This is a genomic window from Arthrobacter sp. 05L428 (genome assembly GCF_056397665.1).
In genome coordinates this window covers 1,043,114-1,054,159 of record NZ_JBFTNW010000001.1, presented here as the reverse complement: position 1 = coordinate 1,054,159, position 11,046 = coordinate 1,043,114, and the positions used below count along the sequence as shown (strand labels likewise).

The 11,046-nt window shown below is 69.1% G+C and carries 9 protein-coding genes; 3 read left to right on the top strand and 6 right to left on the bottom strand.

The features are described 5' to 3' along the window. Nucleotides 1–167: 167 nt before the first annotated feature. Nucleotides 168–1,088, top strand: a complete 921-nt coding sequence (locus tag AC1DH3_RS04945) for a LysR family transcriptional regulator (RefSeq protein WP_441417589.1) — start codon at nucleotides 168–170, stop codon at nucleotides 1,086–1,088. 3 nt (nucleotides 1,089–1,091) lie between these two features. Here the strand turns inward: AC1DH3_RS04945 and AC1DH3_RS04940 are convergent, their stop codons facing one another. Beyond that, nucleotides 1,092–2,525 (bottom strand): aldehyde dehydrogenase family protein, encoded by a 1,434-nt coding sequence (locus tag AC1DH3_RS04940; RefSeq protein WP_476908717.1) that lies wholly within the window; start codon nucleotides 2,523–2,525, stop codon nucleotides 1,092–1,094. A gap of 99 nt (nucleotides 2,526–2,624) precedes the next feature. Between AC1DH3_RS04940 and AC1DH3_RS04935 the strand changes: the two genes are divergently transcribed. Beyond that, nucleotides 2,625–3,131: a DUF2004 domain-containing protein gene (locus tag AC1DH3_RS04935; protein ID WP_441417587.1), complete on the top strand. Its 507-nt coding sequence runs from the start codon at nucleotides 2,625–2,627 to the stop codon at nucleotides 3,129–3,131. Nucleotides 3,132–3,293: 162 nt separating this feature from the next. Here AC1DH3_RS04935 and metE read toward each other — a convergent pair whose 3' ends face one another. Then, nucleotides 3,294–5,636 carry a 5-methyltetrahydropteroyltriglutamate--homocysteine S-methyltransferase gene (metE, locus tag AC1DH3_RS04930; protein ID WP_441417586.1) on the bottom strand — a complete coding sequence of 781 codons (2,343 nt, stop codon included), beginning with the start codon at nucleotides 5,634–5,636 and terminating at the stop codon, nucleotides 3,294–3,296. 57 nt (nucleotides 5,637–5,693) lie between these two features. After that, on the bottom strand, nucleotides 5,694–6,668 hold the full coding sequence (locus AC1DH3_RS04925) for a methylenetetrahydrofolate reductase (RefSeq protein ID WP_441417585.1): 975 nt from the start codon (nucleotides 6,666–6,668) through the stop codon (nucleotides 5,694–5,696). A 459-nt stretch (nucleotides 6,669–7,127) separates the two neighbouring features. On the opposite strand from AC1DH3_RS04925, the gene AC1DH3_RS04920 reads away from it, so the two are divergent. After that, a complete protein-coding gene (locus tag AC1DH3_RS04920; protein WP_249777074.1) occupies nucleotides 7,128–7,325 on the top strand; it encodes a hypothetical protein in 198 nt (65 codons plus the stop codon). A gap of 37 nt (nucleotides 7,326–7,362) precedes the next feature. Here AC1DH3_RS04920 and AC1DH3_RS04915 read toward each other — a convergent pair whose 3' ends face one another. From AC1DH3_RS04915 to AC1DH3_RS04905, 3 genes are all read right to left on the bottom strand, one after another. After that, nucleotides 7,363–8,565 carry an ROK family transcriptional regulator gene (locus tag AC1DH3_RS04915; protein ID WP_441417584.1) on the bottom strand — a complete coding sequence of 401 codons (1,203 nt, stop codon included), beginning with the start codon at nucleotides 8,563–8,565 and terminating at the stop codon, nucleotides 7,363–7,365. A 187-nt stretch (nucleotides 8,566–8,752) separates the two neighbouring features. Next, nucleotides 8,753–9,913 carry a class I SAM-dependent methyltransferase gene (locus tag AC1DH3_RS04910; RefSeq protein WP_441417583.1) on the bottom strand — a complete coding sequence of 387 codons (1,161 nt, stop codon included), beginning with the start codon at nucleotides 9,911–9,913 and terminating at the stop codon, nucleotides 8,753–8,755. Nucleotides 9,914–9,922: 9 nt separating this feature from the next. Beyond that, nucleotides 9,923–11,023 (bottom strand): NAD(P)-binding domain-containing protein, encoded by a 1,101-nt coding sequence (locus AC1DH3_RS04905; RefSeq protein WP_441417582.1) that lies wholly within the window; start codon nucleotides 11,021–11,023, stop codon nucleotides 9,923–9,925. Between the last annotated feature and the right edge of the window lie 23 nt (nucleotides 11,024–11,046).

Genomic DNA, 11,046 nt, shown 5'->3' with positions numbered 1-11,046 from the left:
TGCTCCTGTTGCTTCGCCTGAATCGTCCTGGTGGACCGTCTTATGGGCAATTCGTAACCGCGGGGCGGCCGGATGAGTCCGATTTCCCAGCGGCTGCCTGCACACCAATGTGCCAGAATGAAGCGGGATTTCGCTCCCGCCTCACCGTAACCACCGAAGGGCCGCCCTTGATCAACCCCGTGCACCTCCGAACGCTCGTGGAAGTGGTCCGGCTGGGCTCGTTCGCGGCGGCCGCCACGCGGCTGGGCTACACCGCCTCGGCGGTGTCGCAGCAGATGTCAGCCCTGGAGCGGGACACCGGGGTGGCCCTGTTTCAGCGCTCGGCCCGCAGCATCAACCCGACGGAGGCCGCTGTCGTGATGACCCGGCATGCGGCCAAGGTCCTCACCGACATCGACGCGCTGATGGCGGCGGCGGCCCGGACCCACGACAGTGCCAGCCAGGAACTCCGGCTCGGCATCTTCCCCAGCCTGGCCACGTACGTCCTCCCCCGGATCCTGCAGAATCCGGCGTGGAAGAAGCTGGGCATCGAACTGCGGGTCTCCGTGGCCGAGCCGGGCCAGACCATCCAGGGGCTGCGCACCGGCGGCGAGCTCGACGTCGCGCTGGTCTACCAGGTGGGCCAGTCCGGCCTCGCCTGGCCGCATACGGTGAACCGGCAGTGGATCGGCGACGACGACTTCCGGGTGGTGCTGCCCGCGGCCTGGGGCATCGGCCCCGAATCCAAGGTGGCGGCCGACCACCTTTCCGACATGCCCTGGATCATGCACCACCCCGGCACCTCCGACGCCACGGTGATCGAACGGCTCTTCGCCAGCTGCAACCTGCACCCGCGCGTAGTGGCCTACAGCGACGATTTCCACGCCAGCCTGGAAATGGCCGCTGCCGGCCTGGGCGCGGCCTTGGTCCCCGAGCTGGCCTTGCTGCACCGGCCGGCCGGCGTGGTGGTGCTGGATGTCCCCGAGATCCGGCTGGCCCGCAACGTCTTCGCGCTGCTGCCCAAGGAGAAGCAGACGGCTCAGGTCCAGCTGTTCGTGGAACTGCTGGCCGACACGCTCCACAAACTCGGAACCACGCGCCGGGACTGAGCGCTAGGACCGGCCGGGCTTCTCCGCCGGCTTCCGGGACTTCCGGGACTTTCCGGTCTTCCCGGCCGGCGCCACGAGCGTGCTGATGATCCGGTGCTTCGCCCTTGTGTACGGCGGATAGATCAGCGCCAGGGTGTCCGGCCAGAGCGGTTTGGAGAGCGTGGAGCGCTCGTGCGAGAACGTCCGCAGCGAGTGTTCGCCGTGGTAGGCGCCCATGCCGCTGCCGCCCACCCCGCCGAAGGGCAGCCCGGGAACGGTCAGGTGCGCGGCCGGCACGTCGAAGCACAGCGCCCCCGAGGAGGTCTGTTCGGCGAACGCCCGGCGCGTGTCGGCGTCGTTGCTGAACACATACAGGGCCAGCGGCTTGGCTCCGGCGTTGATCGTCCGAATCGCCTCGTCCCGGCCGCTGACCGGCACCAGCGGCAACAACGGGCCGAAGATCTCCTCCCCCATCACGGCATCCCCGGGCGCCGGGCGCAGCAGCGTCGGAGCGAAGTGCCGGCTGCCGGCGTCGCGCTCACCGCCGTGGACCACCGTGCTGCTGTCCGCGAGCGCGGCGAGCCGGGCGAAGTGCCGGTCATTGACGATCCGGCCGTAGGACTGGCTCCGCGCGGAATCCGTGCCGAACAGCGCATTGATGGCCTTGACCAGCTCGCGTTCCAGCGGCACCAAGACGTCCTCCGTGGCCAGAATGTAGTCGGGAGCGACACACGTCTGCCCGGCATTCATGAACCTGCCCCAGGCGATCCGTTTGGCGGCACCGGCCAGGTCCGTGGAGGCATCCACATACACCGGGGACTTGCCGCCCAGTTCCAGGGTCACCGGCGTCAGGTGCTCGGCTGCGGCGCGGAGCACCACCTTGGCCGCGGCCTCGCCCCCGGTGAAGAAGATGTGGTCGAAGCGCTCCGCCAGCAGCGCCGTGGTCTCGGGGATGCCGCCCTCGACCACCTGGGCCGCGCCGGGCAGGTATTCCGGAATCCAGCGGGCCAGGGCGGCGGAGGTGGCGGGGGCGTGCTCACTGGGCTTGAGCACCACGGCGTTGCCCGCGGCCAGGGCGCCGGCCAGCGGGGCGAGCAGCAGCTGCAGCGGGTAGTTCCACGGGCCGATCACCAGGACCACGCCCAGCGGGGTGGGTTCGGTCCAGGCCTTCGCCGGCTGGACCGCCAGCGGTACGGACACCGGCCGCCGCCGCAGCCAGGTTTCGAGGTGCTTCTCCAGGTACGCGGCTTCCGCCGTGACAAACCCGATTTCCGTTAGCTGCGCCTCGGTTTCGTGTTTGCCCAGGTCGCGGGCCAGTGCGGCGGCAAACTCCCGGCGCCGCTCGATGAGCATCCGCCGCAGGTTGCCGAGCTGCTCCAGCCGCCACGCCAGCGGGCGGGTGGTTCCGCTGTCAAAAAAATCTCGGGCGCGGGCAACGGTGGCGGCAACTGTTTGCATCCGATCAATGTACCGTTCCCCTGCCGGTGTTCAGGGGCGGTATCGGATAAATGCCGGCCAATGCTGGAACGGACCCGTATTCAGGACTATGTTGAAGACATGAGCAAGGTAGCGAGCCAGCACTTTGGAGAGATCGAGCTCAACCACGGGCGTGACCATAATTTCGCTGCGAAGCACGAACTTGCCGGCCAGCCCCTGGAGCTTGACCTGAATGTCAACGCGCATGACCATTTCGACGAGGCGGCCATGCACAAGGTTGACTACCGGCTGCGCTTCCTGCCCGAGCTTGTGGACCAGGTCCGCGAAATGATCGCCGAGGAGTTGGAGCAGGAAGGCACCAGCCCGCAGGAATACCTCCGCTTCCACTGCAACGCCATCAAGCCCGAGCACCTGCAGCAGGTCTTCGGCGTCACGGACAAGTCACAGCTGACCAACCAGGTCTTCCTCAAGGCCCTGAAGCTCGGCCACGTCGGCATCTACCCGGGCCAGCCGGAGCGCTACTTCGTCCTCGACTTCACCCTGGGCGCGCACTTCTCCGACGAGGTCCTGGTGGCCTCCGCGGACGAGGACGGCGTGGTTGACGACGAGATCCTCTGGGAATCCTGAATCTGTTGTTCCGCAGCGGCCCTTCTGAGCGCTGACAGGGGCCCCTGCTCAGCAGCCGATGGGACAAACGTACGACGGCGGCCGGCCACCTAGGAAGGTGGCCGGCCGCCGTCGTCGGTTAAGGCTGCCGACCCTTCAGCGAACCGCCGGGTCGGCTGCGTGCTACTTGGCCGCTTCGAGCAGTTCCGCGCGGACCGTCCTGGTGGCCGTGACCAGGTTGCGCAGCGACTCCTCGGTCTCGGCGTAGCCGCGGGTCTTCAGGCCGCAGTCCGGGTTGACCCAGAGCTGGCGGGACGGGACGTGCTTGACCGCGGTGCTGAGCAGTTCGGTGACTTCCTGCTCGCCCGGGACGCGCGGCGAGTGGATGTCGTAGACGCCCGGGCCCACGCCGCGGCCGAAGCCGTGCGATTCGAGGTCGTGCACAACCTCCATGCGGGAGCGGGCGGCCTCGATCGAGGTCACGTCGGCGTCCAGGCCGTCGATCGCGTCGATGATGGCGCCGAACTCGGAGTAGCACAGGTGCGTGTGGACCTGGGTGGCGTCCGCGGCGCCGGCGGTGGCGAGGCGGAAGGACTTCACGGACCAGTCCAGGTAGGCGGCCTGGTCCGCCTTGCGCAGCGGCAGGAGCTCGCGCAGGGCCGGCTCGTCGACCTGGATGACCTTGATACCGGCCGCCTCCAGGTCCGCGATCTCGTCGCGGAGCGCGAGGGCCACCTGGTTGGCGGTCTCGCCGAGGGGCTGGTCGTCGCGGACGAAGGACCAGGCGAGGATGGTGACCGGCCCGGTGAGCATGCCCTTCATCGGCTTGCTGGTCAGCGACTGCGCGTAGCGGGCCCATTCCACCGTGATCGGGGCGCTGCGGGTGACGTCGCCCCAGAGGATGGACGGGCGGGTGCAGCGCGAGCCGTAGGACTGCACCCAGCCGTGCACGGTGACGTCGAAGCCTTCGAGGTTCTCCGCGAAGTACTGCACCATGTCGTTGCGCTCGGGCTCGCCGTGGACCAGGACGTCGAAGCCGAGCCCCTCCTGCAGCTCCACGACGCGCTTGATCTCATCCTTCATGAGCTGCTCGTACTGTTCGGTGCTGAGCTCGCCCTTGTTGGCGCGGGCCCGGGCGGTGCGGATCTCGGAGGTCTGCGGGAAGGAGCCGATGGTCGTGGTGGGCAGCGGCGGCAGGTGCAGCGCCTCGGTCTGCGCTTCTTCGCGGACCGCGTAGGCGGAGCGGCTGAAGTCCGCGTCGGTCAGGGCAGCGGTGCGGGCACGGACCTCGGCACGGCGGACACCCTCGGCCTCGGCGCGGGAGGCGATGATGCGGGTGGCCTCCTCGATGGCCGGGCGGACGGCGTCGGCATCGCTCAGCAGCCCGGCGAGGGTGACGACCTCGGTGGCCTTCTGGTCGGCGAAGGCCAGCCAGCTGCGCAGCTGCGCGGAGAGCTGGACTTCCTCGTCGACGTCGTGCGGGACGTGCTGGGTGGACGTGGAGGTGCTGATGGCGAGCTTCGCCACCGACTTCTGCAGCTCGGCGATCTTCGCGGCCGAGGCCGACAGGTCATTGCGCCAGATATTGTGGCCGTCCACGACGCCGGCCACGAGGGTCTTGTCGCCCAGCGCGGCGAGGGCGGCGGCGGACGGGACGTCGCCCTTGAAGACGTCCAGGTGCAGGGCATCGATGCCGGTCGCCGCGAGGGTGCCGAGCTGGCCGTTGAGCGCACCGTAGGGGGTGGAGACGAACAGCTGCGGACGGTCCGCGGCGCCGGCGAGCACCTCGTAGGAGCGGGCGACGGCGGCCTGGATCTCGTCGGCGGGGGTGTCCTGGTCCACCACGAGGGCGGGCTCGTCGAGCTGGACCCAGCTGGCGCCGGCCGCGGCGAGCTTTTCCAGCAGTGCGGTGTAGACGGGGAGGACGTCCTCGAGGCGGGACAGCGGGTTGAACCCGGCCGGGGCGTCGTCGGAGGCCTTGCTCAGCAGCAGGAAGGTGACCGGGCCGACGATGTACGGGCGGGTCTCCACCCCGTTGGCCAGGGCGTATTCGAATTCTTCGACGATCCGGTTGGACGTCAGCGCGAAGCTGGTCTCGGGGCCGATTTCCGGGACGAGGTAGTGGTAATTGGTGTCGAACCACTTGGTCATTTCCAGCGGCTGCTGGTCCTTGGTGCCGCGGGCCAGGGTGAAGTAGCCGTCGATGTCCAGCTGGCCCTCGGCGTCGAGGAGGTTTCCGAAGCGGGACGGCACGGCGCCGAGGTGGGCGGCGGCGTCGAGCACCTGGTCATAGTAGGAGAAAGTGCCGGGGACGGCGGCGGCTTCGGTCAGGCCGAGGCCCTGGAGGCGCTTGGCGGTGCCCAGCTGGATCTCCTTGGCGGCGGCGTCCAGGGCGGCGGCGTCGATCTTGCCGGCCCAGTAGGCCTCGACGGCCTTCTTGAGCTCGCGGCGGCGGCCGATGCGCGGGTAGCCCAGGATCGAGGCGGCCGGGAACGGGGTGGGGGCAGTGGTGTTGTGGTCAGTCATGGGAAGTCCTAAGAGTTGGTGGTGCTGTGCAGAGGAAAGTTGTGTCTACCGGCGCCGTCAGCTGGCGAGCTGGCGGCGGCCGGCCGGGCGCTGGTGGCTGCTGTGCCGGTTGCCGCTTCGAGGGCGGGGAAGCGCGAGCTTGTCCAGCACCTCGAGGGCGCTGGCGTGCTCGTTGAACGTGTACAGGTGCAGGCCCGGGGCCCCGGCGTCCAGGGCCGCGTTGGCCAGGTCCACGGTGGCGCTGACCCCGATCCGGTTGCGTTCGGCGTCGGTATCGGCGGCTGCCAGCCGCTCAATCAGCTCCGGCGCCGGTTCGACGCCGGTCAGTTCGCCCAGCCGGGTGAGCCGCCGGATGCTGGTCAGCGGCATGACCCCGGGGACGATCGGGATGGTGACGCCGGCCCGGCGTGCCCGGGACAGCAGCTGGGCGTACTGCTCGGTGTGGAAGAAGACCTGGGTGATGGCGAAGTCCGCGCCGGAGCGCTGCTTGGCCAGCAGCACCTCGACGTCGTGCGCCTCACTCGGGGATTCGGGGTGCCGCGTGGGGTAGGCCGCGACGCCGACCGCCACCTTGCCGGCGCAGAGCAGAGCCGAGCGTCGCTGCTCGACGCGGCGGATGAGCTCGATCAGGTCCTGGGCGTAGCGCAGCGAGCCATCGGCCGGGGCGCCGCCGTCCCTGGGCTGGTCGCCGCGCAGGGCGAGAATGCCGCGCACGCCGACGTCGAGCAGTTCGCCGATGATTTCGGCCAGCTCCTGGGGGGTGTTGCCTACGCAGGTCAGGTGCGCCAGCGGGCGCAGCGTGGTTTCCTGCACCAGGCGGTTGATGAGTTCGACGGCGGTGTTCCGGTTTGAGCCGCTCGCGCCGTAGGTGACGGACACGTAGTCGGGGCTGGTGGCTTCCAGTTCCCCGATGGTGGTCCAGAGCGACTCAGCAGCCGCTGGCGAACGTGGCGGGAAGAGTTCGTAGGACAGGGCGACGGGGGCCGCACCGGCGAGATTTGGATGTGCGTCAATAAGGCTTGGTGGAGACATTTGCGTCCTTGGCTGTGGGCCATTGGTGCCAGCTGGGCCGGAGTCCGGCCGGCGCTGCCGCCAATGAGTTGAGTTTGGGGAACACGGAGGAAACTTCAGCAGGACGCAGCCGCGACTGTTACGCCTGATACGAAGTTGTCCGTGAGCAAATGTCAGGCCCACATGGGGGCACCCACACCCTCCTAGGCCGCCCGTGAATAATTCGCATGGAATTCTTCCAAGAGCCGGCCCGCAGCGGAGGATCGCTGACACGTTACCGCGGTAACTTGTCTACGACTCTAAGGCGCCTGGGAAGGGCATTCAAGTTCTCCGCCGAATTAAGACGCGACTTTACGCCTTCGCGAAGCCTTCCACGGAAGATTCTTCGCCTATCAGGCCGATTATGTGGGCTGACGTTGTCCCGGAACCGGGGCCCTATCGGCCCTCCCCATGTCCGCGGCGCAGGTCTATCCTGAGGGCATGATCCAGCTTCCAGCCAGTTACCAGGAGTATCTCGCCGGCAAGAGCGAGAGCGTCATCAACACCGTCCGCCCGATCCTGATGCAGTCGGCGGCTGACAAGTTGCACGGGGTCCGGGTGGTGGTGCACCCGCACGACCACCAGGCGCATCTTGATGACACCATCCCGTTCGGGACCGTCATCGAGGACATCGACTGACGGATTCCGTTCCCGGCACTGGAGAGGAAGCTCCCGGCTAGCGCTCCAGCAGGAGGCGCTGCGAGCGCGGCGCCAGGGTGTGCTCAAGAACCAGGCAGGCGGCACCGATGGCACCCACATCCTCGCCCACGCCCGTGCCCACCACTTCGATCCCGTGGATTTTGCGGGTGGCGCTGTTTTCCGCCACAAGGTCAGGGACCAGGTTCAGGTACGTCTCCGAGAGACAGCTCCAGAACGGTCCCCCGAAGACGACCCGGTCCACGTCCAGGGTGTTGGTGATCACGGACACTGCCCGGGCCACAAGCACGGCGGAGCTGTCGATAATCTCTGCGGCCTTTTTGTCGCCCCCGTACGCCTGGGCACAGAGCTGGGCGAACCGTTCCTGGACGGCAGGACCGCTGTTACTCCCGCGCGGTCCATCGAGCACCCCGGCTTCTTCGGCCCGGGCCACGAGCACCTGGGGTATGGCCGTGGACTTCACGCAGCCGCGCAGCCCGCAGTCGCACAGGGCGCCGTCCGGGTCCACCACAATGTGCCCGATTTCGCCGGCGTTTCCGGACGTCCCACGCACCACCTCGTCGTTGAGGACGATTCCGCAGCCGATCCCGGTGCCCATGTACATAAAGATGAAACTCCCGGCCCCGCTGGGACCCCCGGCCCACGTTTCCGCAACCGCCGCGCTGGTGACGTCCTTGTCCACAAGGGTGGACAGTCCCGTGGCTTCTACGAGGGCATCCCGCAACGGGACGCGGTCCCAGCCGAGCAGGAGCGGCGGGTCCACCACCGTGCCCTCGTTGAGGTCGATGGGGCCGGGCGACGCGACGCCGAGGCCGGCGATCTTGGCGGGGTCGACACCGGAATCCGAGATCAGCTGCTTGATTTCGGCGGCGATGGTGTCAATGACGGCACCGGGATCGGCGCCGGACGGGGTTTTGATCCGGGAGTGCTTGACCACGGCCCCCACGAGGTCGAGCACCACGAACGTCGTCACGGCGGGATCCAGATGGACGCCGACGGCATACATGCCAGCGGCGTTCAGGCGAAGCATGGTCCGCGGCTTTCCGGGACCGGTACCCTCCTTGCCCGCCTCGACGATCAGGTTCTGGTCCAGCAGCCGGCGGGAGATGTTGGAGATGGTCTGCGGCGAGAGTCCGACGAGCTGCGCGAGTTCCACCCGGCTAAGGCCGCCCGGGGCGCGCCGGATCGCATCCAGGATAACCGTGAGGTTGAAATCCCCCATCCGTGGGAGGTTCGTTCCGCGCCGCGGCGAGGGTGTTCGGATCTCAGTCACTGATACCTCTAAACGTCTTCGGCCAAGCACTGCTGATGTCAGAATCGTACGTTACCCGCGGCCCCACGCCCCCACCTTCGGCCGTCACAGTCGGTCAGATTTCGCCCGAACGGCCTACCATTACCGGCGCGGGCTCCTACGGCCGTGGCCTGCGGACACTCGCGGTGACGGTAAATTTCGGATTGCGGCCCACCTCCCGGGTGCGGCCGACCAGCCGTTCCAGCGCGGGCTGGTAGTGAAGATGGCTGTTGAACACCGTCCAGAGTTCACCGCCGGGGGCCAGGACCCGGGCCGCGGCTTCGATCAGTTTGATCCCGGCTCCGGCGTGCACCGCGGCGCCGAGATGGAAGGGCGGGTTGAGCAGGACCAGCTCGGCGCATCCGTCCGGCAGGGTGCTCATGGCGTCGTCCTGCAGGACCTCGATCCGGCGGTCCAGGCCGTTGGCGCGGGCCGTCGCCCGGGCGGAATCGACGGCCGCCGCGGACCGGTCGGTGGCGGTGACCCGGGCCTCCGGATGGCTGCGGGCGTACAGTGCGGCCAGGATGCCGGTGCCGCAGCCGAGGTCGACGGCGTGCCGGACGCCGGGGATCTCCGGCAGGAAATCCAGCAGGAAGCGGGTTCCGATGTCCAGCCCGGTGCCGGCGAACACGGCGCCGCGGGCGCAGACCGTGAGCTCCAGCCCGGTGTTCCGCTCAGAGACGGGGAACGGCGGTGGCCCGTCCATTGCTTTCGCGGCCCGGGCCAGCAGGATCCGTGATTTTTGCCGCGCCAGCTGCGGCTGCACCTCCCCGAAGTAGCGCTCCAGCACAGCGTTCATGCCCAGGCTCATGTGCTTGACCCGGCCGCCGGCGAGCAGCACCACCCCGGGTGCGGCGTACCGCGCGACGGCGTCGGCGATCTCCTCCAGCTCGGCCAGGGACCGCGGCAGCTGGAGCAGGACCAGGGCGGCGCCCTCCACGGCGTCGGCCAGCGGGAGCTGCTCGAACCCCTCGGTGAGCCCCGTGGCGGCGGCGTTATGCCGCAGCGCGCGTTCGCCCGTGATCAGGTCTTCGTGCACCCGGACCGGGCCGGCGTCGTGCCACCCCAGCGCGAGCACACCGAGGGTCAGTGCACCGTAGCGGTCCCCCACGACGGCGATCCTGCCGCCGGATGCCACCTGGCCGGCGGCCCGCAGTTCGGCGGCGGTGTCCAGCAACAAACGGTCGGTGGCGTCCCAGGCCTGCAGGTTGGCGGCCTCGACGTCGGGGAACCTCCGGAGCCGGGGGAAGAGGGATTCAAGATTGTTGGTAACGGGCACCGCTTTACGTTATCCCGAACCGGCCAGCAGTTTGACGATCCCTGCCACGGCGGCCCGGCCGGCGCGGTTGGCCCCGATGGTGGAGGACGACGGCCCGTAGCCGACGAGGTGCACCCGGGGCTCCGCGGCGACCCGGGTGCCGTCCATCGCGATGCCGCCGCCGGGTCCGCGCAGGTGCAGGGGCGCGAGATGTTCCAGCTCGGCGCGGAAGCCCGTTGCCCAGAGGATGACGTCGGCGGACCGGAAGCTGCCGTCCGCCATCCGCACTCCCCCTGGTTCAATGCCGGTGAACATGGGGTGTCGCTTGAGCACGCCGCGGTCCGCGGCGGCGCGCAGGGCCGGTGTCCAGATCAGTCCGGTCGCGGCGACGACGCTCTGCGGCGGCAGCCCCTGCCGGACCCTCTCCTCGACCAGGGCGACGGCGTCGTGGCCTGCCTGCCGGTCGAGAGCGGCGTCGCGCCAGACCGGCTCCCGCCGGGTGAACCAGGTGGTGCCGGTGACCTTGGAGATCTCGTCGAGCAGTCCGACGGCGGAAATGCCGCCGCCCACCACGATCACGTGCTGGCCGCGGAATTCCTCCGCGGACACGTAGTCCGCGACGTGCAGCTGCCTGCCGCGGAAACTGGCCTGGCCCGGATAGATGGGCCAGAACGGGCGCGTCCAGGTGCCGGTGGCGTTGATCAGGGCCCGGGCGGACCAGGTGCCGCGGGAGGTCGTGATGCGCAGGCGTCCGGCCGGGTTGCTGTCCTCGCGGGTGACGGCGTGGACCTTCACGGGCCGTTCGATGGCCAGGCCCAGCCGGGATTCGTAGCCGCCGAAGTAGCGGCTCAGGAAACTCGAACTGGGCTCCTGCGGGTCCACCTGCGGCTGCGCGATGCCGGGGAGGTCGCTGATGCCGTTGACGGTGTCCATCAGCAGGCTTTTCCAACGGTGCCGCCAGGCGCCGCCGGGGCCGTCCTCGGCGTCGAGCACCACATAGCTCAGCGGGTCGGCGGCGCTGTCCGCACCGGCGTTGCCGGAGACGCCGGCCGGGACGCCGCCCGGGACGAAGCCGCGGCGCTGCAGATGGTAGGCGGCGGACAGCCCCGCTTGGCCGGCACCGATGACCACGACGTCGGCGGAGATTACGGGCG